The organism is Rhodococcoides fascians A44A (assembly GCF_000760735.1).
Lineage (GTDB): Bacteria > Actinomycetota > Actinomycetes > Mycobacteriales > Mycobacteriaceae > Rhodococcoides > Rhodococcoides fascians_E.
On sequence record NZ_JMEX01000001.1, the window covers coordinates 1 to 25,484 of the forward strand.

The 25,484-nt window shown below is 64.2% G+C and carries 29 protein-coding genes; 9 read left to right on the plus strand and 20 right to left on the minus strand.

Features of this window, described 5'->3' with window-relative positions; translation table 11 throughout:
- From BH95_RS00005 to BH95_RS29200, 14 genes are all read right to left on the minus strand, one after another.
- Positions 1–1,297 (minus strand): hypothetical protein (locus tag BH95_RS00005; RefSeq protein WP_157772986.1); only part of this gene is annotated, 1,297 nt, incomplete at its 3' end.
- Complete coding sequence (locus BH95_RS00010) at positions 1,291–2,160, minus strand: hypothetical protein (protein ID WP_037180445.1); 870 nt, start codon at positions 2,158–2,160, stop codon at positions 1,291–1,293. The genes BH95_RS00010 and BH95_RS00005, both read right to left, overlap by 7 nt.
- A 51-nt stretch (positions 2,161–2,211) precedes the next feature.
- Positions 2,212–2,934 carry a hypothetical protein gene (locus tag BH95_RS00015; protein ID WP_052059902.1) on the minus strand — a complete coding sequence of 241 codons (723 nt, stop codon included), beginning with the start codon at positions 2,932–2,934 and terminating at the stop codon, positions 2,212–2,214.
- A gap of 49 nt (positions 2,935–2,983) precedes the next feature.
- On the minus strand, positions 2,984–3,280 hold the full coding sequence (locus BH95_RS00020) for a hypothetical protein (RefSeq protein WP_052059903.1): 297 nt from the start codon (positions 3,278–3,280) through the stop codon (positions 2,984–2,986).
- On the minus strand, positions 3,280–3,612 hold the full coding sequence (locus BH95_RS27660) for a hypothetical protein (RefSeq protein WP_052059904.1): 333 nt from the start codon (positions 3,610–3,612) through the stop codon (positions 3,280–3,282). Before BH95_RS27660 ends, BH95_RS00020 begins: the two co-directional genes overlap by 1 nt.
- A 79-nt stretch (positions 3,613–3,691) precedes the next feature.
- Complete coding sequence (locus tag BH95_RS00030; protein ID WP_157772988.1) at positions 3,692–4,192, minus strand: hypothetical protein; 501 nt, start codon at positions 4,190–4,192, stop codon at positions 3,692–3,694.
- A gap of 131 nt (positions 4,193–4,323) precedes the next feature.
- Positions 4,324–4,914 carry a hypothetical protein gene (locus tag BH95_RS00035; protein WP_037180450.1) on the minus strand — a complete coding sequence of 197 codons (591 nt, stop codon included), beginning with the start codon at positions 4,912–4,914 and terminating at the stop codon, positions 4,324–4,326.
- Positions 4,911–6,131: a C40 family peptidase gene (locus tag BH95_RS28075; protein ID WP_080737912.1), complete on the minus strand. Its 1,221-nt coding sequence runs from the start codon at positions 6,129–6,131 to the stop codon at positions 4,911–4,913. Before BH95_RS28075 ends, BH95_RS00035 begins: the two co-directional genes overlap by 4 nt.
- Before the next feature lie 74 nt (positions 6,132–6,205).
- Positions 6,206–7,903: a cutinase family protein gene (locus tag BH95_RS00045; protein ID WP_052059906.1), complete on the minus strand. Its 1,698-nt coding sequence runs from the start codon at positions 7,901–7,903 to the stop codon at positions 6,206–6,208.
- Positions 7,900–8,061 carry a hypothetical protein gene (locus tag BH95_RS28625; RefSeq protein ID WP_157772990.1) on the minus strand — a complete coding sequence of 54 codons (162 nt, stop codon included), beginning with the start codon at positions 8,059–8,061 and terminating at the stop codon, positions 7,900–7,902. Before BH95_RS28625 ends, BH95_RS00045 begins: the two co-directional genes overlap by 4 nt.
- Positions 8,058–8,951 carry a MinD/ParA family ATP-binding protein gene (locus BH95_RS00050; RefSeq protein ID WP_037180451.1) on the minus strand — a complete coding sequence of 298 codons (894 nt, stop codon included), beginning with the start codon at positions 8,949–8,951 and terminating at the stop codon, positions 8,058–8,060. Before BH95_RS00050 ends, BH95_RS28625 begins: the two co-directional genes overlap by 4 nt.
- Positions 8,948–9,823 (minus strand): hypothetical protein, encoded by an 876-nt coding sequence (locus BH95_RS00055; protein ID WP_037180452.1) that lies wholly within the window; start codon positions 9,821–9,823, stop codon positions 8,948–8,950. The genes BH95_RS00050 and BH95_RS00055 overlap by 4 nt, the downstream gene beginning before the upstream one ends.
- Positions 9,824–9,943: 120 nt before the next feature.
- The gene (locus BH95_RS00060; protein WP_244164731.1) at positions 9,944–11,176 is read right to left on the minus strand and encodes a hypothetical protein; all 1,233 of its coding nucleotides are present in this window, start codon (positions 11,174–11,176) and stop codon (positions 9,944–9,946) included.
- Between the two features lie 441 nt (positions 11,177–11,617).
- Positions 11,618–11,779, minus strand: coding sequence for a hypothetical protein (locus BH95_RS29200; protein WP_157772992.1), 162 nt, complete (start codon positions 11,777–11,779; stop codon positions 11,618–11,620).
- Between the two features lie 660 nt (positions 11,780–12,439).
- On the opposite strand from BH95_RS29200, the gene BH95_RS00065 reads away from it, so the two are divergent.
- Together BH95_RS00065 and BH95_RS00075 are read left to right on the plus strand one after the other, a co-directional pair.
- Entirely contained in the window at positions 12,440–12,931 is a 492-nt protein-coding gene (locus tag BH95_RS00065; RefSeq protein WP_052059907.1) for a helix-turn-helix domain-containing protein, read from the plus strand.
- A gap of 933 nt (positions 12,932–13,864) precedes the next feature.
- Positions 13,865–15,352: a hypothetical protein gene (locus BH95_RS00075; protein ID WP_157772994.1), complete on the plus strand. Its 1,488-nt coding sequence runs from the start codon at positions 13,865–13,867 to the stop codon at positions 15,350–15,352.
- Between the two features lie 35 nt (positions 15,353–15,387).
- Here BH95_RS00075 and BH95_RS00080 read toward each other — a convergent pair whose 3' ends face one another.
- The 3 genes from BH95_RS00080 to BH95_RS00090 are packed head-to-tail and all read right to left on the minus strand — an operon-like array spanning position 15,388 to position 17,837.
- The gene (locus BH95_RS00080) at positions 15,388–15,888 is read right to left on the minus strand and encodes a hypothetical protein (protein ID WP_143546993.1); all 501 of its coding nucleotides are present in this window, start codon (positions 15,886–15,888) and stop codon (positions 15,388–15,390) included.
- A 17-nt stretch (positions 15,889–15,905) separates the two neighbouring features.
- On the minus strand, positions 15,906–16,958 hold the full coding sequence (locus BH95_RS00085) for a GAF domain-containing protein (protein ID WP_157772996.1): 1,053 nt from the start codon (positions 16,956–16,958) through the stop codon (positions 15,906–15,908).
- 54 nt (positions 16,959–17,012) lie between these two features.
- Positions 17,013–17,837 carry an MBL fold metallo-hydrolase gene (locus tag BH95_RS00090; protein WP_037180546.1) on the minus strand — a complete coding sequence of 275 codons (825 nt, stop codon included), beginning with the start codon at positions 17,835–17,837 and terminating at the stop codon, positions 17,013–17,015.
- 167 nt (positions 17,838–18,004) lie between these two features.
- Here BH95_RS00090 and BH95_RS00095 point away from each other — a divergent pair, with 167 nt between their 5' ends.
- From BH95_RS00095 to BH95_RS00110, 4 genes are all read left to right on the plus strand, one after another.
- Positions 18,005–18,355: a hypothetical protein gene (locus tag BH95_RS00095; protein ID WP_037180456.1), complete on the plus strand. Its 351-nt coding sequence runs from the start codon at positions 18,005–18,007 to the stop codon at positions 18,353–18,355.
- A gap of 682 nt (positions 18,356–19,037) precedes the next feature.
- Positions 19,038–19,835, plus strand: a complete 798-nt coding sequence (locus BH95_RS00100; protein ID WP_037140522.1) for a ParA family protein — start codon at positions 19,038–19,040, stop codon at positions 19,833–19,835.
- Entirely contained in the window at positions 19,832–20,230 is a 399-nt protein-coding gene (locus BH95_RS29310) for a hypothetical protein (protein ID WP_230595578.1), read from the plus strand. Before BH95_RS00100 ends, BH95_RS29310 begins: the two co-directional genes overlap by 4 nt.
- A 332-nt stretch (positions 20,231–20,562) precedes the next feature.
- On the plus strand, positions 20,563–21,243 hold the full coding sequence (locus BH95_RS00110; RefSeq protein ID WP_157772998.1) for a helix-turn-helix domain-containing protein: 681 nt from the start codon (positions 20,563–20,565) through the stop codon (positions 21,241–21,243).
- 490 nt (positions 21,244–21,733) lie between these two features.
- Here BH95_RS00110 and BH95_RS00115 read toward each other — a convergent pair whose 3' ends face one another.
- Positions 21,734–22,315: a hypothetical protein gene (locus BH95_RS00115; protein ID WP_037180460.1), complete on the minus strand. Its 582-nt coding sequence runs from the start codon at positions 22,313–22,315 to the stop codon at positions 21,734–21,736.
- Positions 22,312–23,550, minus strand: coding sequence for an alkane 1-monooxygenase (locus BH95_RS00120; RefSeq protein WP_080737914.1), 1,239 nt, complete (start codon positions 23,548–23,550; stop codon positions 22,312–22,314). Before BH95_RS00120 ends, BH95_RS00115 begins: the two co-directional genes overlap by 4 nt.
- A gap of 154 nt (positions 23,551–23,704) precedes the next feature.
- Between BH95_RS00120 and BH95_RS00125 the strand changes: the two genes are divergently transcribed.
- Genes BH95_RS00125 through BH95_RS00135 form a run of 3 tightly spaced genes read left to right on the plus strand, consistent with a single transcriptional unit; the run spans position 23,705 to position 24,912 of the window.
- Positions 23,705–24,457 (plus strand): TetR family transcriptional regulator, encoded by a 753-nt coding sequence (locus BH95_RS00125; RefSeq protein ID WP_037180462.1) that lies wholly within the window; start codon positions 23,705–23,707, stop codon positions 24,455–24,457.
- Positions 24,454–24,690 carry a hypothetical protein gene (locus BH95_RS00130; RefSeq protein WP_037180464.1) on the plus strand — a complete coding sequence of 79 codons (237 nt, stop codon included), beginning with the start codon at positions 24,454–24,456 and terminating at the stop codon, positions 24,688–24,690. The genes BH95_RS00125 and BH95_RS00130 overlap by 4 nt, the downstream gene beginning before the upstream one ends.
- The gene (locus BH95_RS00135) at positions 24,691–24,912 is read left to right on the plus strand and encodes a helix-turn-helix domain-containing protein (RefSeq protein WP_037180466.1); all 222 of its coding nucleotides are present in this window, start codon (positions 24,691–24,693) and stop codon (positions 24,910–24,912) included.
- 91 nt (positions 24,913–25,003) lie between these two features.
- Here the strand turns inward: BH95_RS00135 and BH95_RS00140 are convergent, their stop codons facing one another.
- The gene (locus BH95_RS00140) at positions 25,004–25,357 is read right to left on the minus strand and encodes a hypothetical protein (protein WP_037180469.1); all 354 of its coding nucleotides are present in this window, start codon (positions 25,355–25,357) and stop codon (positions 25,004–25,006) included.
- Positions 25,358–25,484: the final 127 nt, after the last annotated feature.

Consider the following 25,484-nt stretch of genomic DNA (forward strand, 5'->3'; position numbering starts at 1 on the left):
CACCGGCAGCGCCAGCGGCTCCGCTGGTACCGGCCTGCCCACCGCCACCGGACGGCGGAGTGGGGGCCGCGCCGGTCGGGGAATCAGGGCTGCGGCCACCGGACTGCGCGGCCGTCGTGGAGGAGGAACTGCCGCCGCCTTGGGAGGAGGTCATCTGCATCACCGCACCGGTCGCAGCCCCCGTGCCGACCCCGATCCCGGCGAGCGCCGCCGCCCCCGATCCACCGCCCGAGGCCGCAACGGCGGGCATGATCAGGCGCAGCAACACCGGCAGGCACAGGCACGACAGCGCGAGTAGTGCCATGCCGCACAGCCGCGACATCGCATCGTCGCCGCCCGCAGTCCACAGTGCGAGGGCGTAAACACCGCCGGAGAGCAGCGGAAACAACACCGTGGCGAGAGCGAAGCCGAGCATCTTCTTGTACGCCTGCTCACCGGCGACGGTGCCCGAGCCGGCGGCCGCGAACGGCAAGAACCCGGCGACGGCGATGATCAGCGCGTATTGAATGACCACGAACACCGCTTGGACCAGTGCGCCGACGATGCCGAGGATCCCGAAGATGAACATCAGTCCGGCCGAGAGCTCCCCGGAAATCTGTGTGACGTCGAGGAGGTTGCCCAGGACGTCGCCGATGTTGCCGCGGGCGGCGTCGTCGACGAGCCAGCGGCCCATCGCCACTGACCCTGCGTGCGCGGCGACGAGAACCGGCGCGAACGTCGAGGCTGCAAAGACGGTCCGCACCAACAGGCGGGCCGATTCGTAGGCGCGTTCGCTACGGGCAGCGGCGTGCGCGAACGCCAGACGCACCATCGACACCGCGATCGAGACAGCCAGCACCGAGGCAGTGATCCAGTACAGATACCCGTGAAAGGCCCCCACCGAGGCCGGGTCGGCCAGATCGGGCAGCGGAATGTTCAGCCACCAGGTGAACATCAGATTGATCGCCTCACCGAAACCCTCGAGGAACGCCTGCGCTGCCTCCCCGACAGCCCCGGAGGCGGCCCATTCGGTCACCTTGCCGACCGCAGCGCCAGGATCAGCGACAGCAGCCACTCCGGTGCACACGGTGCCTGCGCCGATGCCCCCGATCAATGGGACATCAGCGACCGCGTCGGGAAGTGCGTCGCACAGCCCGAACAGGCCGTCATCACCGGAATCTTCGGCAGCGGGCGCTTGTTCGCTGGTGTCGGAGTCGGCTGGTTGCGCGGACGCGGTGGGAGCGATGAGCAGAGCGCTCAGTCCCACGAGCAGAGCGAGTATCAGCGCGCGTAGTAGCCGCGTAGTCGTGGTCACCATCGTGTCCACCCGTTCAGCGTGGAAATCTGCGGTAACGGGGTTTGCACATCTGTGAGACGAATCTTCCATCCGTCGGCAGTCCACACGAGCGAGTTCTGTCCGACGTTCCACCGTCCACCGCCGGTGATGGGCAAGGCGTACTGCACGACCGCGAAATCGCCGCTGTAGGAGGTGATCTTGAAGGCTTCCGGGAACACCAGAGCTCGACCGACTTGGAAGTTCTCATCTCCGCTGGCTTCGAGACGGGCGCGTTGACGTTCGATCACCCCGGGATCGGCAACATACTGCTTGTCGTATGTGGCCCAGAGATCTTCACCGCTGCGCAGACCGCGCGCTCCGATATGAAAACCGGCCAGTGCTGCGCCTTGCGGTGTGCGGGCGAAGCCGTACGCGAGGCGTCCTTCGATGCGGGTGGGCCCGTCGGAGGTGGAGAACGGCGCTACTGTTGCGCCGATGCGTTCCCATCTGATGCCCTCCGGCGCCGGAACGGGTGTTCCAGTGATGAAAGGAGGTCGCTCTCCGGGATCGTTCTGGGTCAGCACCTGGCCTTGTTCGTTGATCGGTACGGAGATCTCGCGGCCGAACGGGTCTGCGATGGACGGTCCGAAACCATCGACGCCACTCGGATCGGGTTGTGGGGCAGTGGTTGTCGAGACGGTCACCGGGGACGCCGGCGGCGCGGCAGTGGGAGCATCGTCGCCGCGGCCACGGACGACGACGATCAACACCAACACCACCACGAGGACCACGACCGCAGCGGAGAAGTAGCCGGTGGTGCGAGAGGTCGCCAGCCACTTGGTTTTCGGATGCGTGTCGAGCCAGCCGGAGGAATCGGTGTCAGGGGTGGTGGGTGATTCTTTCATCGCGGGTTCGGCGACCTTTCCGGGTACGAGAGCGGCGGCGGGCGTCAGTGGTCAGTCGGTGTCGGCGGAGAAGGCGGTGAACCCGTCGAGCGAGGCCAGCGCGACGGGATCGGTATCGGCGGGGGCGTCCCACTCGGCATCGGCGGCCGCGTCACCGCTGGTGCCGTCGCCACCGGTGTCGGGGGCGGGGAGGGCGATCTTCCAGTCGTCCCCGCGCCAGAGCACGGTCACCGGGACGGAAGTGAGTTGCCCGCCGGGCATGGTTGTGACCAGGTCGATGTCGGCTTGTTCGTCGCGATACTCGGCGACCCGAAACCCGCTGAACGTCGCCGTCGACGCCGGATCGGCCGGTGCGGTGATCGACGCGCCTGCACGGGCGACCGCGTAAGAATCGCGGCCGGCACCGGCCGCAACGAGGGTCGAGGTGGTCTGTGCCCACGCAGAATCCGGGGCCAGCGCCAGGCGGGTTTGCCCTTGAATCGCGGCCAGGACAGCACCCTGCGGGGTGTGGGAATACCCGGTCGGGGCCGCAGAGGTGATGTTGTCGGTGGGTCCGTCGACGCCGGAGTAGGGCACTTGCACGCCCTGATAAGGCTGCCAGGTCACTTGCGCCGGGGCGGCGGCCGTGTCGACGGGCCGAGCGTTGTCGGCGACGGTATCGCCATCGTCGCCGCTATTGCCGCATCCGGCGATAGCCGCGATGGCCGCGGCAGCGACCACAACGGCGGCGCCGCGTCGCCTGTGTGTTCGGAATCTGTTGCGCTGCTTCGTCATGTGTTGTTCCTGTCGGTAGTTCGCGGGCCGGGTTTGTCGGTGTTGCCGGTCAGAGGAGGATCGGGGCCCAGCCACCGCTGGTGCCGACGACGACGGCGCAGACCGCGACGATCGCTATACGTTTTTCGCCTTCGCCGAGTTGTCCGTGCTGGTGGTAGGCGACGGCCAGGTACACCCCGGCCATGACCCCGGCGACTGCGAGCGCGCCCGTCACTCCCCAGAAGAACCAACGACCGAGCTGCTCGAACTGCGCGGTCACCTCAGCCGGTGGGTCTCTGCGGTCGTCCCCGGACGGGATTTGTGCGAGCACAGTCGCCGATAGGGCTGCGAGGGCGGGCGCTTTCATCAGAAGGCGAGCGTGTTGACCAGTACCGTTGCGGTGCCGGCGAACACGGCCCCGATACCGATGGCCGCCAGCCCCATCTGCTGGCCGCGGGTGTTGGTGCCGTCCTGGTGACCGATCGCGAACTTCACTCCGGCGAAGACACCGACGACGGCCAGCACAGCGACCCCGACCCACAGGGCGATGTTCATCAGCATCTGGTACTTCGCTTCCCCGGGCGGGGCCTGCACGCCGGACGGGCCGACCTGCGCGAGCACATCCGGGGCCGAGGCAGCCTGGGCTGCGAATGCGGTGTCGGTGAGTGTGTAGAGGGTGTGAACGAGCATGGTGTTCATGGCCTTTCGTGTAAGGGCGGGTTTACTCGTGTGGGTTCGGTTCGGTGTGAATCTGGATCAGACGGCGGTCGACCGGCGATCACGGCGGTTTCAGCGCAGCCGCGGCGGCGGCGAGCAGGCCGGGGTGCAAGTGCTCGCGGATCGGGGCGACCGGCACGGCGCGGAGATCACCTCGGGCGCGTTTGTCGGCTGGCAGGACCGAGTGCGGCCCCCACGAGGGCAGATCGGAGGGCAGCAGGTGCCGCCAGGGTTCGATCCAGCCCAGACGCCACGCGGCCGGGGCGAGGGATTCGACACGGTCCAGTTCGCGGGTGATGTCGCGGCTGCGGGGACGGTCGGTGTAGGGGACAGTGATCAAACCCAACAGCCGGATCTGCTCGGGGATCTCCTTGTTGTGGTGCGCCATCAACACCCGGTGCGCGGCGGCGAGGCCGGCGGCGTCGGCGCGGGCGACGATCGCCACCAGCGGCGAATCCCCGTGTCCGCCGGACGGCCACCGGCGCTGTGCATCCCCGGCCCACTCCAACGAGGCGGTCAGGGTGGAGACCGCGGAGCCGCCGTGCGCGCCCAATAACCACACGAGCGGATGGTCCGCGCACTCCGGGGTGCGGGGGACAGGACCGGGCCATACCCGGGCGCCGCCCGCCGGGATCTCGGCCGGCGCGTGCGGCGGGTCCGGTTCATCGCCGTGCGAGCGCAGGTGGGGGATGCTCATCGCACGTTCACCCCGCTCACAGCCCAACCACCCGAGGCGGTGCGGGTAGCGGTGGTGTAGATCGCGAGCGGGGCAAGCTGCTCGGTCTCGGTACCGGAGGCATCGACGACGGCTTGGTGCACCGCAACGACCCGGGCAACAGTGCTCTCGGTGTCGGCAGGGTGATCATCACTCGCGACGACTGCGGTCGCGGTGATCGTGGCTTCGTCGGCTTTCCACTGCTCCCAGGTGTTGCCGGTGACGGGGGCGAGCGCGGAGTAGGAGACACCGAGGCGGTCCAGATAGCCGGGGTCGAGCAACGTGGCCGCCGAGTCGATATCGACGCCCTTCTGGTTTTGTGTGGCGGGGTGGTAGGAGTACAGGGTCGACAGGGCGGCGGTCATCACGGCTTCCGGATCGCACAGGTCCGCTCGGCTGAACTGGTCGATCCCGGCGCTGCACGCCGGGGCGGGAGCAGCGGTGGTGGTCGGCAGTGCGGGGTCGGTGGATGTTCCACAACCGACGATGGTGGCTGTGAGCGCGGCGAGGGCGGCAGCCGCGGCGGCCGTCCGAACTCGGTGGTTCGGTCGGTGTGTTCTGGTGTTCATCCGAATCTCCTGACATACATCGTTTCTCCTGAAAAGTCGGACAGAGGTTGTACTTTCACGACGTCCCCGGACTGCGGGGCGTTGAGCAACATCTCGGTGCCGTTCGGGGTGCCGTAGTAGATGCCGACGTGATGGGTGTTGCCGCCGGATCCGAAATAGATCAGATCGCCGGGCTGTTTCTGATCCAGCGGAATGTCCTGCCCGCGTGGGTCGTAGAGCTGTCCGGGGGCGCTAGTGTCGCCGGTGTAGTGATCGAGACTGATCGCCCCACCGGAGGCTTGGAAGACGGCGTACAGGGTCAGGCCGGAGCAGTCGAACCCGGTTTTGCCGGTGTCTCCGTGGGCATCGGCTGCGCCGCCGCCGTCACTGATTCCGTTGGTGGGACCGCCCGAGTTGCCGCCGCCCCACGCGTAGGGGGTGCCGAGCCAGCGCATCGCAGCGGCGATGACGTTCGCACCGAACGGGCCACCGGGAGTGAAGGTCGGGCCGTTCGGATTGGACACCCCTTCCGCGCAGCCGGCCGCTGATCCGCCGTCGACGACCGTGGTCGCCTCGGCCGTCGCAGCTGTGCCGGCGTCGGCGAGGATCTGCTTGTCGGCGGCGGAGAGTTCCCCGCCAGCGCCTTTGAGCTCGTCGTAGAGGGTGCGGGCGAGCGTTTCGTCGTCGGCGTAAGCGTCGGGATACGCCGAGCCCTGGACAGTTTGGGCGGCAACGGTGACCGGCATCGACTCCCACCCCGGAACCGCGAGCAATGCCTCGTAGAACAACCGGTTCGCGGTCGTCTGATTCATCAGGGTCGGGGTGTCGCCCCAGATCGTGACCTGCTGCTGATAGCTGTTGACCGATAGGTGATCCGAGCCGACACCGTCGTGCGGGTAGTTCAGCGAGTCGGGGACATTGGAGTTCGCGAGCAGACGGAACGACGATTCCTGCGACTGTGTCGCCAGGGCGACGATGATGCCTTGCTCGGAGACACCCATAGCTTCACCGATCGCCACCGACTGCTTGGCGATCGCGAGCTGGCGATCGCCAAGCCCTGCTGTGCCACCGCCCGCGCTGCCGACCTCCCCGGAGGCCTCCGCAGTGCCGGGGACGGTGCAGTCGGGGCCGGAGGAGACGAACAGCACCACCACCGACACCACCAGCCCGAGCAGTAGCGCGGCGGCCGCGGCGACGATCTTCGTCGCCGCGCCGGTGCTGCCGCTGTTGCCGGGCATCTGCGGTCCTCCTCTCGGTCTCGTTGATGAATCGGTGGTGTAGGTGCGGGGTCAGTACAGGGCGGGGAAGGTCCTCACTCCTGCACGCCGGACTCGGCGGCGTCCGGTGCCGTCGGCGCTATGGTCACGGGCGCCATCGTCGGCAACGTCTGCGAGGTCGGTGCACCAGGCGCTGCGGTTCCACTCGTCGTCGACGAGCCTGTAGGCGACGATGTGGTGGTACGCGTCGTCGGCGGCACCGTGGAGCTGGTGGCTGTCGTGTTCTCATTGGTCAGGGCGTTCGCGAGGCGGGTGAACCATTCGACGGTGAACTTCGCTGGGGTCTGGCCGGTATCGGTGACCGGGACCTGGTCGTAGGTGCCGTGCAGGCGCACGGTGTCCCAGTAGCGGACATCGGTCGCCAAGGTGAGAAGGCCCTTGTTGTCTTCGATGCCTTGGGTGATCTCGTGGTAGATCTTGCGTTGAACCGAGGAGATCGTGGCCGGTGGGAACAGCGAGACCACCGCGGCGCCGACCTTCGCACCGAGCGAGGCCAGCGCGGCGGGCGGGTTCGCCAGCCCGACGGTGGCGAGTTCGGTGATGGTGGCGGGGGTGAGGACTTTCTTCGCTACGGTCACCGCGGCGCCGAGGCCCATGACCCCGGCTTTGACGACGGCGCGGACGATCTTCGCGTCCGCTTCCGGGGTGTCGGAGGACGGCGCGGAGTTCTCCGCCAGGCGCCCGAGCACCGTCTCGCCTCCCGAGGTGACCTGGAAGCGTCCGTTTTTGAAGTCGACGTCCTCGTTCACCACATCGGCGGCGGTGCGCAGCGATGCGCCGCCGACCGCACCGGCAAGGTCGATCAACGTCCGCTGGGGGTCCTGTTCTTGTAGGTGCAGTTGACCGGAGATATTGGTCACCACCTGCGCGAGGGTCGACTGCGCGGGCAGAGAGCAGGCTAGATCGCCGGGGGTGCAGAACTGCGCGACCCGGCCCGAGAGTTGTCCGAACGCCGATGAGCTCGATGGTGTGGGACTCGATGTCGACGACGTTCCGGATGTGGTGGAGCTGCTGCCGATGCGCACCGACGCCGAGGCGGTGGTGTCGGAGGGTGCGATACCGCCGCCGTCCGCAGCCGGCGCGGTGACCGTCAACCCGTCGAGATCGGACGAGGGCACGCCGGGAGGGGCGGCAGGGGAATCGGGGTTCGACGATCCGGGGAACACCGGCGACGACGCGGGCCGGGTGGGATCGGAGAACAACGCGACTGCGGCAACGTCTTTCGCCGGAATCGGGCCGTCTCCGGCGCCGATGGCGCGGGCGATTTCCGAGGCGACCTGCGCGCCTTGAGAGTATCCGGTCAACGCGACCGGGGAGCCGGGGCAGCGGGCGGCGTAGTCGGAGAGAAAATCCAGACCTGCGCTGACGCCGTCGGCGATGGACTGCGCGTAGGGCAGATCGCTGCTGTCCCCGGCTTTTCCGCCGAAGCTCGCCGCGTACGGCACGAGCGTGCGGCCGATGTCGTCGGCGGCCAAGCGCAGCGGAATGGTGATCGCGGTGCCCAAGAATCCGGTATCGACGTCGGTGGCCTCCAAGTCGCCGGATTCACCGGTGCCCTGCCAGCCGAAGACATGCAGCACATCGCACCCGGAAGCGGGTTGCTCGGCGGGGGCGATCGGTGTCGCTGTCGCCACGCCGCCGCCTGCCACGAGCGCCGTCGTGAGGGCGGTCGCAGTGAGAGAGCGCAGCACCAGCGCTCGGCGGAGAGGCGGTGCGGTGGAGGTAGTGGTCATAGGTTGCTCCCGTGGTTGCGTAGTGGGCTTGAATGCGGTGCGCTGTAGTGGCTGAACACGATTCGGTGAATGCGTTCGGTTTCACTGATCGGTGACGCGGCGATCGGGGCGTCGGGGTGGCGTTGACGTTGCCGGCCAGCGTCGGTGGGTGCGGTCATGGTGTGGTGGCCTCCCTGCTGGTGCTGGTGCTGGTGTGGATGTGGTGGGCGATGGTGAACGACCGCGGCGACAACAGGGAGGGGTCGATGCCGACACCGGCGGCGATCTCGGAGTCGTACGGCAGGTGGTGCACTCCCGCGACGCGGCCGGACAGGGCGTCGGCGAGGGGTCCGGTGACGTGATCGACCCCGGGACGTTGGGAGGTGACCACCAGATGCACCGTGCGACCCATTTCCTCGGTGCCGAGGCGGCGGCGCAGCATCGACAGGACCGGGCGGGAGGCATTCGCTGCGCCGGGGCGGTCGTCGATGGTGACGATGATGTGATCGGCCAGGTCGGCGGCGGAGTCGAACCACGGTGATCCGACGCTCGCGCCGGCATCGACGATCACCGAACGGGTTGGTGACGCGAGAGCGGACACGACGCCGGTAAGCGGTGATGCGGTTTCGCCGAGGGAGCGGTCGCGGCCGAGGGCCGTCCACCCGGTGGCAGGGAGGGCAGAGGGGTCGGCGGCGGGGTCGTCGCCGCCGGCGAGCCAGTGCTGCCACCACGAGGGGTGACAGTGCTCCGCGGGCGCTCTGGTGGTCAGATCGCCGCCGACCGGGGTTCCATCGAGGGCGATCACCGACGCCGAGGATTCCGACGCTGCAACCATCGCCAACAACAGAGTGGTGATCGTGGCACCGGACCCGCCGTGGGCACCGGCCACGACGGTCACCTGACCGCCAGGGCTCGCGATGTGGTGCTCGCTGGGCTCGGCCGGGACGGCGAGGTCGCTCGCCGCAGTGTCGGCACCGGCCGCCGGGTCGCTGGTGGTCGTGTTCTCGGCTGTGAGCCAGTCCAGGTAGGACGGTGCCGGGCCGCCGGCAGCGGTATTCGAGCCGGTCACTGGGGTACCTGCCCGATGCCGACGATGGAGGAGGTTTTGTCGTCGGGTGCGCGTCGAACGGTCATGGCGGAGGTGAAGCGCTTTTCCTCACCGCTCGGTCGGCGTTCGATGACCGTCACCCGATACTGTCCGGCTGCGAGCGGTGAGGTCAGTACGCAGTGATCGGTTCCGGCGGGGATCGCAGCCATCGCCGCGGCGAAGTCCGCTGGCTCGACTACCACTCCGCCGCCGAGTTGGGTGTTGACGGCGTTGATGTCGCGGGTGAGGTAGTAGGCATCTTCGATCCGTGCGATCGCGGCCAGATCCGGATCGGTCGACGAGGCGACTGCGCGGGTGCCGCCGTTTTGGCCTGCGCACCACTGCTCCGCTGACTGCGGGACATCCGAGCTGACTTCTGCTGTGCTGGTGGCCGCGGCACTGCTGGACGAGTCCTCCGCAGCGACCGGATGCACGCTGAGTTCGACTGCCGCAGTGGCCTGTTGATCCTCGCCGGTGCCGGTGACGATCATGGCCGCACCGCCAACGAGTGCAATTAGCGCGGCCACCGACCCTGTGACTGCCATCGACGAGCGGTGACGACGAATCCACGACAGACGCGCCGCTGGTGTGACCGCAGCTGCACCGTCACTGTCGCCGGGGGGCGTGGTGCTGCCGGGTGTGTAGTGATCGAGAGCTGCAGCCCATTGCGGTCCAGACGACGGTGCGGGCAGCGTCACCACCTTCTCGTGGGTATCGCTGCCCGCCGACTCGATCGCCTCGTTCGTGTCATCGAGCCGCCGTGTGGCGTCCTGCCGGTTCATCGCGGACGCGGCGTCGGGGTCTACGGGCAGTGCGGTGAACCACTGTTCGTCGTCTGTGGTTGAGAATGCCACTGGTGGTTCTCCTTTCACGTCGAGAGAGCGGATCTTGCTGTGGTTGCCGGTCGGGCGGTGAGGGAGTCGAACCTTCGGATACGGCCGCACCCGGAAACGGTGTGCGGCCGCACCCGGCGATCAGACTCGCGCTACGCCGAGACCGGCCAGGGCACCGTTGATGGCGTCCCCGGCCTGCGTGAGTGCAGGTCCAGCGGCGGCGGCTGCGTCCGCGATCGCGGGCTGCTCGAGCGCGGTGGAGGTGAAGCCCTCCACCGCAGTACGGACAGGTTCCACCCAGGTGGGGGTATCGACGACAGTCTGTGTCAGAAGGTCCGGTGTCTGATTCGTGGTCAGCGGGGCCGGAACGATCGGCAGTTGATCGGCCGACGGGCCCGCAGGTGGTGTCTCGATCTCCGGCACCGGCGCGGGGGCTGGCTCTTCGATGGTGATCGCTTCGCCGCCTGCGGCGGCGCCGCCGAGCACACCTCCGGTGACCGCGCCGATGACCGTGGTGGTCGCGACGATCGGAGCCGAGATCGCTGCACCCACACCGGCACCGGCCAACCCCGCGGCACCGGGCACGAAGACGTATCCCAGGGGGCCGCCCCAGATGATCGCCGGAGTCAGGACCGGTGTCGCCGCGACGCCGAGTCCTGCGCCGATCGCGGCGCCCCCGAGTGTGATCGCGGTTCCGGGAACGAGACCGGCCCCGAGGCCGACCAGTGCGCCCGTGACGGCACCGCCTGCGGTGCCTGCGGCGATACGGTCCGCGCGGGGTGCGTCCGCGAATCCGTTGTCTACGAGTAGGTTGCCTCCGTCCGCCTGGATGGCTTGGAAGGTGTTGGAGATCTGTCGAGCAAGTGTCGGGTCGACGATCGCGGGATCGTACGGGACAGGGTTGGCGCCGACGAGGACCGTGTTCTCCGGAGTGTCGACGGGAACGATCTTCGGCTTCTTCACCGTCGGGACCGGTGCGGGCTGCGGTGCCGGAGGCGCAATCTCGGGATCTGCTGTGATAGCCGGTCCCTGGATCGGTGCCGCAGGGGTGGCGTAGCCCGCAGGGGCGCTTTCGTACGAGGGCGTCTGACGGCCGGCGTTGTAGTCCTCGACGGTGCGTGTTTCGCCGGAGTAGTCGTACAGCGGGGTGTAGCCGGGCAGGTAGTCGGGTTCGGCGGCCGGAGCGGGTGTCGGAGAGGTAGTCGACAGACCCGGTTGCTGCGGTGTCGTGGTGGACAGGCCCGGCTGAACATCATCGGCGAACGCAGTGCCCGCGAATGCCACTGCGACCGACATGGCAGCGGTAGCCACCACTGTCGACCGCGCGGCGACCACCACAGCGCGGTGTCTTCCCTGAGAGTTGTTGCTGTTCAACAAACTGTCCTTTCAATACTTGGTGGTGGACCCGTCCGCTGGCTGGATCCGGGTACATTTCGCTATTCGGCGGCGCGTAACGCTGAGAATCGTTCGCGGTTGGACTTATCGATTTCGGGTGGCGCTCGGATCGGGACATGCAGGGCCCGATCCGAGCGCCATGACCGGGCTCCGTTGTCTAGCGGATGAATTGACTCAGGAAGATGATCCACTGCAAGAAGAACGGCACTCGTATTCCTTTCTGTTGGAGTCGATTCGGACGTTTCTGGGATGTCCCGGCGGGGTCACGCAGTTCGGCACACGATGAAGAAGCGTCGCCGTGTGACCCTCGCGCCGGTCCATCGGTTGAGCTGCGCTGCCCGGTGCGCCTGGGGGAAGGCGCACCGACTCGCGTAGCTCGCAACTACGGCCGGGGATGGTCCGTAGTTGGGTTCTGAGGGGTCAGGCAGCTTGGCTGAAGCCGCCGTCGCTGCGGGGCTCGGCGGTAGGCGTGCGGAAGGTCATGTCGGCATCGGTCCACTCGCCGAGAAGTTCGCCGGTGTCCTCGCATCGCAACTGGTGTGTCACATGCGGGTGGGACGTAGGAAGCGAGCAGGCTGCCATACCAGGCACCCTGTCGTTGAGTGCCGGACAGAGATCAGCGGACGCTGTGGGCCGGTCGAGGTGTAACGCAATCTTGTCGATTGAAGATTGCATGAATGTCCTCCAGATCTAGGACGCACCTTCTGAAGGAGGCGGCTAGGCTGGAAGAGCCCGCATCACAACAGGAGCTACGGCTTGTGCTGATGGTGGGGTTGCAATGAAAAGGCCCTGGGTGCTCTGTGATTGGCGTCGTAGGCATCCGGGGTCTTCTGCTGCTCGGGTCAGGGACCGGCCCGTTGTCTGCGGTCTTGTAGCGGTGATGTGCCCTTTGTGCCGACGTCCCGGGGCAACAGGACGTTCCGGCGGATCTGGGCATGGCTGTGCTCCGCGTGATGACCACTCGTGGGAGCGAGGGCTGCGGGGCGCATGCAAACAAGTCCGCTGTTTGGTGAGGCAACTGCGTGGCCTGTGATCAGGCTGCGCGCGGCGTCTGGGAGCGAGTCGTCAGCGCCCAGGAGGCCCGCATGAATGCGGGTGCATTCGGAAGATAGCAGACTCCGTCCCATCTTGTCGCCCCCTTTCATGCCCTCAGTAAAGCAATCAACTCAACTTCTGCTGTAAAGCATTGCACGTAATCTATGCTCTGTCAACGGTATCTGCGAGCTCATGGAGGGGTGAAAGATGACTGAGGAAGACAGAAATCAGTCGGAAGGATTGCAGATGCCGCAGAGTGGTGTGCGAGGGTTTAGCCCCTCGGCGCTGGATGCGGCAATGTCCAGAAAACGGGCAAGCAACGACGATTTGGCGGATGCGATCGGCGTCAGCCGCCAGTCTGTCGCGGCGTGGCGGTCTGGGCGCTCTATCCCAACCGCTGTTCTTCTCCGGAAGGCCGCCTCGTGGCTCACGGTCGCGGTAGCCGACCTTGTTCCAATCGACGACGAAAGGCTTCGGATCTCCGATCTCCGAATCCGGGTGGGTTTGACCCAACGTATGGCCGCGACCGACCTGGGGCTGAATCCGACCGCAGTAGCGGAGATCGAGAAGGGTCGGCGGTCCTTCTCTGACGAGGTCGCGAGATCTATGGCGAGTGTCTACAGGACCGATGTCGATGCGGTGCGCATGGCGTGGGAGCGAACGAACGCGGCACGCAAGGCGCGCCTTGACTCGATGTAGACCTGTGCGTAAGTTTCGCTCGGGGCTCGAGTTTTAGATGCAGAAACGGCGTGTCGTCCAACGCTCGGAGTCATCCTCGAGGCAGACTCAGCCCCGTCAGCTCGATCGCATCAATCGGAGAGTAGGAGAGTCAAGTGGGACGGCCAAGTAAAGGCACTAGGGCTCCTGTTACCTCTCGTGTTCCAGTCGAGGTAAAGACTGCGATCCGAATGCAAAGCGCTGCAAGGGGTATCGACGAGAGTCAGTACGTTGCGGACCTGCTTGCTATGGCGGTCGGGCGACCCGATCTTGTTCGTGATTTAAACCAGGAGGTGCTGCAGCAGACTGCATAGAGCGGAAAAGGCGCTTCCACTGCTACCTGATACCTGAACAAGGTACAGGCCAGGAAGTCCGCAACTGCATATCTGGCGCCGCAGAGAAGAGAATGAGAAAACCCCCGATCCGGGCAAGATCGAGGGTTCTCGAGTTCATCTGAGTCGAATGGGAGTTCGACGAACTGCGTTGCCCCTATGAAGGGACTTTGTCGTGCTTGACAAGTCTCAGGGTACATCGTGCTCTGACAAAGATTCAAGATTGGACGCTCGTGTCGAGGTGCGCACTTCGGCCACGGAGCTCATTTGGCGGCGGCTTTCGCCATTGTTGGCTGCTCGTCGGTCGATGCGTGTCTACGATCCGGTTGCGCGCAGCTTCGATCAGACGCGCCCGCTTACGTCGAAGCGGCCCGTTCAGCCGGCCGCAGTCCCACTCTTTTACCGCGGGCGCGCCCGCGTCATCGCGCTGGATTTCGATCCGAAGCATCTCGACGCGGCGGCCGTCGATCAGGACGTGTGCAGGGTTCTGGAATGGCTGAGCGAATGTGGCGGCCGGGCGGTTGTCGATAGATCCACCCGAGGCGGGCGGCACGTGCTTGTTCCTCTCGCTCCTGGAGTCACTGTGAGTGTCGAAGAGATCAGGCCGCTCCTGGACCAGCTCGCAGCTCGCCTCCCGACTCTCGACATCGTGCCGATGTGCAACGCAGCAACCGGCTGCATCACGGTTCCAGGGTCGCTGTGCCGGGACGGCGGGTATCGCAGGCTTGAGGGCGAACTCGACGTCGCCATCGACGCACTGGTGGTGGGATCAGATTCCGCTGCTGTACCGCGCCTACTCGCACTTCTCGGCGGCAGCAGTCGAGTCGCCAACCGGCCGAAAAGAACGGTGCAAGCTCTCGCCGACAACATGCAAGCGGCCACGTATGCGGAACGGATCGTCGGTGGGGGCACCGACGCGCACCTCCACCCGCGCTTCTGCAAGACGAGCACTCCCACAGAGGCTGTGCAGGCGTTTGCTGCCAGAGGCGTCCTTGACAAAACCAGGTGGAAGTCGCGTTCGGAGGCACGTCAGTCAGTCGTAACGCAATTCGTCATGGCCGGCGCAACGGTTGCTGACGTCGTTGCCCGCGCCCAAACACCAGCGTGGTCGGGCCTGCGAGCCGCTTACGACCACTATCGAGACCCTCGTTTGGCGTTGCAGCGGGATGCAGCGAATGCCTTGAAGTGGGCCGCGTCGACACTCCCCGAGCCAGTCCGGGATACCGGGCACAAGTTCAAGTACACAGGGGGGGCGGGCGATCTCCTCTTTATGCGTTGGCAGCAGCAGGCACTCTCCTGGGTGACATCCGAATACCAGGGTAGGCGCGACAGATGGACCACCCTCGTTGTCGTTCAGGCACTGGCTTGGTCGGCCTCCGTGGCCGGCGAGATTGTTGAGGGCGTACCCGTAGTCGCTGTTGGTGGAAGATCACTGTCGATTGCAGCGGGAATGCTGCCTGAGTCGACAGTGTGGTCGGTGCTAGAACGACTAAGAGAGGCTCAGGGGTCACCGCTGCTTCTCATTGAGCGTGGTGTGGGCCAACTAGCCGATAGATACGCGTTGGTCACGGCTGGCGCCGAAGGCGTCCAGGACCCCAAGGGAGGGTCTCCTGGAGAGCTCGCGGAAGTCGAGTCGGTGCATCCGGCCTGGAGCGTACTGGGCTATAGACAAAAGGCACTCTATGAGGCCGTGCAACGTCGATCAGGGGCGTCTATAGACTCCGTGCTCGCGGAAGTCAGAATCGGTCGATCCAGCGGCTACGAAGCCCTGATGGACCTCCGGGTCGCCGGTCTCGTCGAGACGAATCGGTATCATGAGGTGAGTTTAGGACGGGTTGGCTTGGACGAGTTGGCGCAGCGGCACGGCCTGAGATCGGCCGTTCGAGAGCGAATCGTCCGGCACCGAGCGGAACGCATCGTGTGGAAGCAGTGGCTAGTAGGGAGGGAAGAGGCGCACCTGCCTACTCCCCCGCCGGCGTTTGAAGAAGGCTTGTTCGAGAACGCCTTGTTCCCCCCTGCTACCGAATACCTTGAACAAGTAGTTGCGTCAGGCCCTACGGAGTGGGTTTGATTCGTAGAGCCTGACGATGGCTTCGGCGGGATGAGCTACCACAGGACAATAGACATGTATCGGTCCGTCACAGTGACGGAACGTGGGTGCTGTCGTGGCATCTCGGTCTTGAGCTCGGACAGTACTCGCCTGAGATGCGCCCGAGCAGTGCGAATATCCGCTAGTGCCGCGTCGGGAAAAAACCTGTCCAATTCGCTGGGATCGTTCGCAGCCGCAAAACCGAAGTTGCTGTGCCTGGTAATCAAGCGCGAGAGGTGCAGCTCGATCCGGCTGTAAGTCTCGCAATCGACGATCTCGGGCAGGTCGTCATCGTTCCTGTATGGCAGCCGGTCTATCGACTCTCCCCCGGTATTTGCGCAGATCGATTTATGCCACTTTCCGAGAGCGACCCGCAAATCGGTTGTCACGCGCGCGATTTGGCTCGACTGCGACTCTGTCAACAAGTCGCGAAATCGGTCGAGTGCTTCGATGAATGATCTCAACTGGTGGGGACCGATCGTGACCTCGTCCAGTTCCGCGAGCGTTGCAACAGACATCGTACTCCCCCTTGTGGTCATGATGTGGTCGAAAAGCTTTGCGCTAGAACAGTTGTGGCGTCTCGCACGGTCATCAGCCCTTGATTGTCCCCGTGGTGTTCGTATCCGATGATGATGTCGATCCATCGATCACCGGTGCTGTCGAACTTGACCTGGGTCTGAAACTCGACGTACAGCGAGCTGTCCTGCAACACTCGGTTACGCAGGTTCATGGACGCCTGTTGGCCGCGGACGGTGAACTGCGGTATCTCTCGGTTCCAAGGCAGAAGTGAGCCAGTGGGCGGATTGATCCAGTCCAGTGCGATGCCTGTGGTCAGATCGATCAGTGCACGTCCGACTCCCGGGTCGCTCTGCACAGCGAAGCGTTTGGCGACACTGAGCGCGTAGTTGGTGGTGTGAGGCCGAATGTCGGTTATTTCGTGCAGGATGCCCCTGAGTTCTGTCCGGCCATCGTCGTGGTGGTGAACGTTGATCATGCTGGCGTGGATGTTGCGCCCGATCCCCCGGCCGTCAGTCAAGCTGATGTCGGCCTGAAACTCTGTACGGGGTGCGCCTTCTCGAATTGACTCGATGTACAGCCCCAGGTCAGGTTGACGTGGGAAATTGTCGTAGAAGGAGAAGATGTTGTCGTGGCTGGGTCGCGACGAGGCGAGAGAGTCGACCGACAGAATATTCAGGTCGACACCCGGACCGTGATGAGTCAGGTTCGTGGCCATGTCGAAGGAAAACGCTTCTACGTTGCGAGCCGGAAGAATCTCTTCATCGACGGCACCGAGCCACACCTGGCATCCGTAAACTTCGTCGAGCGGACCGAATACCGGTCGCACGGCATAGCGGACCTCCGAGCCATCGGGCAGAGCCGTCCGGCCGTCGCAGGGAAGGCCGGACCGCTTGGTGGCTGTCGCCGCTTTGAGAACCGCGTCGGTGACGCCTGCGCTGTTGAAGCTGCTCCGTCGACGGAGCTGACTGAAGGTGCGTGAGTTGCCGGCCTCGAACAGCACGCTCACTGCGCCGTCTTGGAGCAGTTCCAACAGCATCCACCCAGATGACCTACGAGTGTCCCGACTCATGGTGTCTCCTTCTTCCAATTCGGATCCGTGTAGCTCGGATCGACGGCCCAGTATCTAAACGGAGGCGACGAGGTGCGTCTCCTTCTGCAGGGCCTCCAATTGTGCAGCGTCGTGGGAGCAAAACACGCGGACGCCGGACGCTGCAAGGTCGCGGAACTGAGAATGGTTCTTGCGAACTTGGGCGCGGTCGGTCGCCAAAAGCATTTCCACTGCCTGAATTGCGTAGTTAGACAGGCGCTTAGGGGCGTGCGGGTGTATAGACGCCTGATTCAGGAAGGCGTCTCCGGCGTGGACGAGCCAACCTCGGACCGGATCGAGGACTGCGACAGCAGCGTGTCCGATCGTATGGCCGGGCGTGGGGGCCAGGAAAACTCCGGACGTTCCGGACACCTCGGCCGTATTCAGGCCGAGCACGGTGTCGTTGAAAATTGAGTAGGTAACTGCATTCCGGATCGTCTCGGTGTGCGCCGGCCTGTATCGGATTCGTCCTCCACGTGTAAGGACGGGTTTCCGGGCTTCCATCAGTTCTGTCGCGGTGGTATGCAGTCGTGCTGACGGGAAGTCTGCAAGACCTCCGACGTGGTCGTAATCGAGGTGTGTCGTAACGATGTCGGTGACGTCAGAGGAGGCAAACCCCAACTTTTCAAGCTGTTGCAGGGCGGACTCACCGGGGGCTAGATGTGCGCCTGCGAAGCGTGGGCTGTGCCCGAGTCGAAAGGTGGGGCTGAATGCATCGTCGATACCCGTACCGATATCGACGAGGAGCAGCCCGTGCTCCATCTCGCACAGTAGGACGTGCGTCACGAGGGACAGACCTCGCCAAGGCGTGAACGAGCCGCAGTTCAGGTGATGAACTGTCTTCACGGCGCCTACGGGCATGAAGGATCTCGTTTGGGTAGCCCAGAGACAGGGGTCCATTTGGTCCTGCCGCAACACCGAGACCGACGTCAACAAGTCCCGGGAACGCACCTATCTGTGTACGCGCATTACAATTATATCAGGTGCGGCTGGTCCGGTGGTGGCAGCTCGGATCGGGTGCTCAGACAATGATGTCCGACATGAATCCCGCGGGGGAGATTTCTTTGGGTGAAGTGCTTATGGTCCTGGCCGCTGTCGTCTTCTTCTCTGCCTGGTTTGTTGGTGCTTACTGCCTAATGATCCGGCTGACTGTCCATTCCGGCCGCCCAGACGTCAGCTTGGCGCAGATCGAAGCCGACCTCGGCGGTAATGGACAGGAGACCACCGGAGTGAGCGCGGATCGCGCTGCGAACTTCCACCCGTTCTCTCCGTCCATCGCAGACGAGGAACAAGAGCGAGCTGTCGCGGATCCTCCGTCGCCCGCGGTTGACCGGATCGACGAGGTGGCATCCACGGAAGTAGCAGACCGTCATCGCTGATGAATGACGACGTTGAACTAGGGCGTATTACTGCCCCTATGGGCGTTGAACTAGGGCGTATTACTGCCCCTATGGGGTAGTCGTTGGCTCCCCCAAGGGTGCGTGCGTACAAAGGTGTCGCGTGCTCCCACTCCTCCCCCGGCTGGCCGTGTTTGCCGTCTCGTGTGCACTAAGTTGCGGAACTCGCGTTCAGCCGCCCCGAGGATGGGTGGTTTCGCAAGTCGATAGTGCGGTCTGATGCGAGGGTTTGCCGGGAGGAAGTTGGCGTCCCAGAGCTGCAAGTTGGAGCTATGGGCCATAGGGGCGGCCTGTGGACAGAAGGTATGCGGCAAGAGTTGATGGTCGCTGCGTCACTCATTGTGACTGCGTATGAGCTTGAGTCGACGCGGCGTCACTCCCCGCCTGCCAGGCACAAAATGGTTTGACGTGCACTTTCGTAGGCCAACTTGCAGGTTGTTGCGAGTAGTTGCGAGTAGCCCTATTCCCATAGGGGCAATTATATTATCTTATACTGTATAAGTAAATCTAGTGTATGCTGCACTAAGCTAGGCTACGTTAGCTAATATGTGATTAGATAGGTCCATGGGGCCAGTGCTTATCCAGTGCCTGCTTCCCATAGCGGTGGCGTACAGCCCCTACATCCGTCCGCGCCCCTCGCATGAAAGGAAGAACGGGTTCCAATATGACTATTACCGCGATCGCGAATCTGAAGGGCGGGGTTGGAAAGACCACCGTCGTCAACGGATTGGCGCATGCCGCCGCCAGTCTCCAGAGAACAACACTGGTGGTGGACGCTGACTCGCAGGGTAACTCGACGCGGCATCTGACTGGCTACACGGTCGAATCACCACCCGAAGCGAGCTTTGCGGATGTCCTAGACCGCGATGTTGCTTGCCCGATCGAAAACGCGATTACGCATGCCACTCGTGAAGGTATTGATGTGTTGCCCAGCGGGTTCAGCGATCTGCAGGCGGTCATGGACACGTTGGTCGGGAAGACCGGAGGCGAGATGGCCGTCAACAGGGCGCTGAAGGAGGTCTCCGGCAAGTACCAGCACATCCTGATCGACTGCCGTCCGGCGATTGACCTAGTGTCACGAGGGGCCCTCTTCGCCGCAGACAACGTCCTGATTGTTGTCAATCCGGAGCTCGACGCTATTGACGGCTTCGATGCGATTCGGCAGTCGATCGACGACCTCGAGCAGTACATGAGCAAGGTGCTGCCGATAGCCGGGGTGGTTGTGAACAAGATTGACGGGCGTCGGCAAGACCACGCCAAAACATTGGCCTACCTGAAGGATTACGTACGCGAGGCGGACATACCAATAGTCGGGGAGCCGATACCGATGCTGACCGACATCAGCAAGCTCACCAACGTGGGCATGGGGCTTGACCAGCATCCGCGGCCTTCGGGGAGGATTCGCAACCTCCACGAGAACTTCGTCAAGATTCTGGACGCGACGAGAAGAGATGAAAAATGAGCAAGATCCCCGAACCGCAGCTCCCAGCGCCGCGAAGGGCTCGTAGTGCGTTCGCTCAAGGTAATCCCGCGCCGGAGGAATCTCCCCGCGACGTCTCGACAGAGGGCAACTCGCAGGCAAGGTCGGCGCCGGTCAGGCGCCAGCCCGACGAGCCACGGGAGCGTAAAGAGCAGCGGTCGAAGAGGATGGAGGGCACACGCGACATTCTCCTGTCGATGCCGATCTCACAGAAGGAGCGGATGGAAGCAACCATTGCCCACACGCAGGCTTTCACCGGCGTGAAGCACCAGCAGGTGTTCATCCGCACCGCTGTGGAGCGGTTGTGTGAACAGCTTGAACAGCAATATAACCGAGGCGACCGTTATGCAATGCCTCCGGTCGATCCACACCTATAACCACCTACTGCCCATATGGGCGCTAGTGGTTAGCGACTCAATACAAGACAACGGGTGTTGCATCCCAAGCTATGACCAGTCCTGTTAGACGATCGTCTATCGAGACACCCAGTGCATAATTTCAGGTCGACGCCTAACCTGGCTGGCGGTGTGCTGGTAGATAGTGCTGCATTTAAATCCTGTTTGATTGCGGAGTTCGAGACGAAGGGCCTCAGTGGACGGCAACCTGACTGGGAGGGCTACGAACGCCTTCATCCAGTTCGCCGCCGCCCTCGATGCACCGGCGGCTGCCTCGGTCTCGGAAACTTGAATGCTGCACTAGCATCGAGTCGGTGTCGGATCCATACGCGGTGCGATTGGGAATTATGGTGCGGCAACGCCGCACCGAGCTCGGCCTGACTCAGCGACAGGTCACCGCACGCGGCGGCCCTGCAGGCCCTGTGATCAGCAATGTCGAGCGCGCTGTCTCATCGACGATTTCGGCGAGCACACTCGACAAACTAGATATCGGTCTCGGCTGGGCGGCGGGTAGTTCGGAGCGCGCTTTGACCGGCGAGGTTCCCCTCGTCGAGGACGTACCTGTGGACGCCGATCGCAGTCTCGTGCCGGACGGTTTCGTCGCTGTGCCGGCAACAGCGGTAGCGTCCCTTCTGAGCACTGTGCACGCGCTCGGCCGGCTCGTGAACGACGGCATCGATGTCGACGCTCTCGCCGAAGCACGGACACAGCTCACCGATCTGGATGCCACGCTCACACCGATCTATCACCGCTACCTGACGTACGTGATCGAAGACCACCGAGTACGCGAGCTCGAACTGCCCACGCACCTGGCGGTCGTCGACGCGCTTCTGCCCTCGCCGTCGATCACCGACGATCCATCCTTGGCGGAAGAGGTTCGTTACCGGCGTTGGCTCGTCGGAGACACCGCGGGCCTGACAGCGGCCACGGTGGCGCGGTTCCGGGAACGCCTCGACGTGCGCCGCACACTGGCCAACACAGACGCAGATACGTAAATGGTGGTCGTGCTGTGACACGGGGCGCCGCCGGTTGAAGTACGCCGAAACATCGCGCGAACAGTACTGAGAACGAGCGCTGCGCGAGGGGACCTGGTGGTCGCTTTCGCATGGTGCTCGGTCATGATGGCGGGTGTGAGGAAGGTGTGGACTGCGACGCTGCTGATCGAGGGTAATGCCAGTAACTCGCGATGATCCTTTCCTTGCCGTATCGCGGTCCCGATGCCGCTACCGGGTCGAGATATGATCGGGCTCAGGTCAGGTACACCCATGACGATCCGGTGGGCCAACTAACGGTACTTCGACCAGCATCGAATTTGGGCGAAGAGTCTTCATCCATCCGCACAGGCGCTCCAGCCCCACTCGACTCCCATTTTGACGTGGCCGTCCGGTATTGCGTTCCTCCGGGACCCGGGGCAGCTGCCCGGGTAGCAATGAATTCGTCGACACCGTATCGGAGTGTGTGTTCTTTGGGGGTGCGAGTAAGGGGTTATCGGCGGTAGTTTCCGCGCATGCGGGCGGTGTCGTGTTCGTCGAGGGCGCAGATGTGGTGGTCGGGTCCGAGGACGTAGCGGTAGTGCACTGCCCGGCCGGTGGATCCGGTCATGACACCGAGCCTGATCACGAACTCTCCGAATCCCTGTGGTGCCAGTGCTGTGGCCCACCCGTCGGCTTCTGCGCCGGGTAGATCGACTGTCTTTCCGCTGTGGGTGTCGCGGGCGGCGACGGTGACGATCATCAGCCGCGACAGCTCGGGGTAGTGGCCGGTGAACTGGGTGAGGCGTTCGATGGGGATGTTGGTGGCCACCACCTGCACCTGCACCGATAACTGGCCATCGGAGGGGAAGACGGCGCTGGCAGGCCGGCCACCGGAATGCTCGCGGCCTTCGGTGGTCCCGGAATCGCTGGCAGCGAGGGTACGTAGCCGGTGCAGCACGGGGCCGTATCGTCGACACACGCGTTCCCGAATCTCGTTCGACCCGGCGAGCCCGCCATGGTCGGCGTCGCTGCCGCTGCGGTTACTGTCGCTGCGGTTGCTGTCGTGGCCGGTGCGGTCATCGTGTTCGGTCACGATGCTGGGCTGTCGGTCAATGCGGTGAGTCTGGTGTGGGCGCGGTGGCTACGTGGATCGATATTGACCCGTGCGGGGTCGAAGTCGTAGAAGGTGAGCAGTCGCCGGTCCATCACGTGCCGCCACAACGGGGGGACGAGGGCGCAGATGATCATGACGGCGTATCCGGCAGGTAGCTGCGGCGCGGTGTCGACGGTGCGCAGTGCTTGGTAGCGCCGTAGCGGATGCGTGTGATGGTCACTGTGGCGTTGAAGGTGGTAGAGAAACAGGTTCGACACGAGATGGTCACTGTTCCAACTGTGTTCGTGGGAGCACCGTTCGTACCGCCCGTCCGGGCGCCTGCGGCGCAGCAGACCGTAGTGCTCGAGGTAGTTGGCGGCCTCGAACACGATGATCGCGACGACGGCTTGCAGGATCAGGTACCCGGTGATCGACCATCCGAACGCCACAATCAACACCCCGAAGAGCAGGACGGACAGTGCTGCAGCGTTGAACAGGTGATTGCGTGGGGTCCACCTAGACCGTCTCTGTCGGCGGAGGCGTTTCGATTCCAGCGCCCACGCCGAGACGAGGCCGCCGTAGACGCTGCGAGGCAGGAATCGCCAGAACGATTCTCCGAACCGAGCGGTAGCTGGATCGGCGGGGGTGGCGACTCGGATGTGGTGTCCGCGGTTGTGTTCGACGTAGAAATGCCCGTACCCGGCCTGCGCGAGACTGATCTTGCTCATCCACTGCTCGACCGACTCGGTTTTGTGGCCGAGTTCGTGGGCTGCGTTGATTCCGACGCCGGCGACGACGCCGATCGTCAGGGCCAATGCTATCCGCTCGGGCACCCCGAGCGGGCCGTGCACCCACAGCCAGCACGCTGCGACCAATCCAGCGTATTGCAGGGGGAGGAACAAGTAGATGCACCACCGGTAGTAGCGGTCTGCCTCCAACCCAGCTACTGCATTCTCGGGTGGGTTGGAGGTGTCGGTACCGCAGCACAGATCCACCAGCGGGATGAGCACGCCCATTACGATGAGTCCGAGCGCCCAGAACAGTCCAAGCCCGAACACGGTCACCGCGCCCCACGCCAGGAACGGCGACAGCGGCACCAGCAATCCCAACGGCCACAGATACCGTTTACGGTCCCTCCACGACTCAGCTGCACTGCTGATCTTGTTGTTGCCGAATGAACCCGCTGTTTCTGGTTGGTTCGCAGGGCGCGCCGACGGTTCGATGCGATTGTTCATTGAGTGAAATCCTCTCGTGGGCAACAGGGTCCACGTCAAGGGCGTGCACACTCGTCTGTGTAACATCGGAAAAACATTGAATGATGTATCACTTTTCGTGCTGTGAAGCAGACCACTGCGGAATAGGTGACTGGATCAGGACGAGGTGGCTTCCATGGCGACGACGGGTGTTTCGAGCGAGCAGATACAGGTCCGGATCTGCGAGGCGGCAGCGGTGATGATGCTCGATGGCGGCATCGATGCACTGTCCGGGGCGCTGGTCGCCGACGCCGCCGGGGTCACCAAAGCCCGAGTATTGCGCCGGTACACGAGTCGAGCGGAGCTGGTGTCGGGGATCTACCTGCACGGCCATGCCCGCATCGCCGCCGTGTGCGATCGCCGGTCCCGCCGAACGGGCTCGGGGGTCGATGCGGTGGTGGCCTTGACCTACGACCTCCTCGAGCAGGCTTCCCTCGACCCCCTCGCCCGGGTGGTGCATTGTCTGGAAGCAACCCGATCTGCCTTCGAAACACACACCGACACCGACGTCTCGATAATCGGTGTGTACCGGCTGTGGCACGAGCATTTCTACGCATTGCTCCGCAGAGACGACGACTGCAGCGTCGACGAGACCGATGATGGGCGGGTCGTGGAGGTCGTCGAACTGCTGGTGGCGGCGGTGGCGGGATTCTGCGATCCCCGTCGTTTCTACGTGAGCACTCTGCGTGAGCGGATGGACCGATTGCATGTGGTGCTGGTGGCTGTGATTCCGACGTTGTACAGCGATACCGCTCGTGCCGAGCACATGCGGCACTACCTGACCCGAGTCCACGACGCCGTCGACCCCTCAACCGACACTCACACCCACACCAGTATCGGCACCGACACCGGCACCGATCTTCACCTCATGGGTCGGCCGTACAGGTGAGGGCACCGACCCGATCTCGGGTCATCGTGGTGTCGGGCCGAATTCTGCTCGTGTTCTTGCTGTTCGGTGTCGCGGGGTGTCTGATCTCTCGAACCTGGATCGGGGCGTTCGTGTATTCGTTGTGCGCGGTCATCGCGTTCGTGATCACCCGACGGGACAAAGGTGTCCGCGCGAGCGCTGCCGCGCCTGCAGTCGACCCGCTGCGGGCGAGGACGAAGGGGGCGGGGACGTAGGTGATCGGGGATCTGCAATCAGTGGTGGGGCGTAACGTACGCCGGTACCGACGCGAACAAGGGTGGAGTCAGAACACGTTCGCAGTTCATATCGGAATGCACCGCACCTACGTCGCGGCGGTCGAGCGCGGTGAACGCAACGTCACCGTCGGGACGGTGGAGAAAATAGCCAACGGACTCGGCGTGGACCCGCTGATCCTGCTCTACGACGCCGACCACTGACCGCGAGACACACCGAAATTGCAGTGTGATGGCCGTGCATACCGGCGGTGTGTCCGGGCCGTGCTGCACTTCCTTTACTTGTGAAGTGGGATCACGACTGTTCGGTCGAGGCGATGGTGCTGCGACACCACTGTCCGATCACGTCGAACACCACCGCTGGGGCATCGACCGCGAGATCGGCAATATCACCACCATGGCGGCCATCACGAGCTTGTAAGGCCGAGGCGTCGAGCAATCCCAGAGTCGCCTGGTGCACCTGCCCGGGGTCGGCGATATCGACCACCGTTGAACCGAACACCTGCAATACTTGTTCGAAGTCGGCCGCGGCGGCAGGATCCGCAATCGCCCAGCACCACAACGCGGCCTCGGTGAGGCCTGCGCTGTCGCGAGCAGAGACGACACGGTCGACCCATACCGTAGTCATCACCTGCCGCGGTGCACCCATATCGTCGACGGTAGAGCACACGCCCATTCCCTACGGGTGTACTGCTACACGCTCTCGCGAGTCTGCTGGTTTGTGGTCGGTATGACGTGCTCAGGTGTCGAATGCTTCCGCGGGGCGGGTGTCCGGG